General features: G+C 64.4%; 1 pseudogene. It reads left to right on the forward strand.

Going from position 1 to position 275, the window contains the following annotated elements:
- Window positions 1-275: pseudogene (ureC, locus tag R0J88_RS19960) on the forward strand (urease subunit alpha); the annotation flags it as partial.

Raw genomic sequence — 275 nt, forward strand, 5'->3', positions numbered from 1 at the left:
CTATGCCGACATGTACGGCCCGACCACCGGGGACCGCGTGCGTCTGGGCGACACCGCGCTGTGGATCGAGGTGGAGAAGGATTTCACCCACTACGGGGAAGAAGTGAAGTTCGGCGGTGGCAAGGTGATCCGCGATGGCATGGGCCAGAGCCAGCGCGCCGATGACAGCGTGATGGATACCGTGATCACCAATGCGCTGATTCTGGACTGGTGGGGCATCGTCAAGGCGGATGTCGGTCTCAAGGCCGGGCGCATCGCGGCCATCGGCAAGGCGG

The organism is Pseudoalteromonas sp. SIMBA_162 (genome assembly GCF_046535955.1).
Lineage (GTDB): Bacteria > Pseudomonadota > Gammaproteobacteria > Enterobacterales > Alteromonadaceae > Pseudoalteromonas > Pseudoalteromonas marina.